The sequence below is a fragment of the Microseira wollei NIES-4236 genome (genome assembly GCF_020521235.1).
GTDB classification, from domain to species: domain Bacteria; phylum Cyanobacteriota; class Cyanobacteriia; order Cyanobacteriales; family Aerosakkonemataceae; genus Microseira; species Microseira wollei.
In genome coordinates, this window is record NZ_BLAY01000773.1 from 1 (window position 1) to 243 (window position 243).

Annotated in this window: 1 protein-coding gene; it reads left to right on the forward strand. The window is 46.1% G+C overall.

The window, feature by feature from the left end:
- Positions 1-34: 34 nt before the first annotated feature.
- Positions 35-243, forward strand: a 209-nt coding sequence (locus tag MiSe_RS50510; protein ID WP_226595160.1) for a hypothetical protein, incomplete at its 3' end; no start/stop codon positions are given.

Consider the following 243-nt stretch of genomic DNA (forward strand, 5'->3'; position numbering starts at 1 on the left):
TCTGCAATTTTTGGCGAGAAATCAAAAGTTATCTATGCCGTGCCGCTACAGGGGTACGGCATCTACAATTTTTGCATTATGCAGGCTTTCGGGGCACGGCATCTGCAATTTTTGGCGAGAAATCAAACGTTATCTATGCCGTGCCGCTACAGGGGTACGGCATCTACAATTTTTGCATTATGCAGGCTTTCGGGGCACGGCATCTGCAATTTTTGGCGAGAAATCAAAAGTTATCTATGCCGT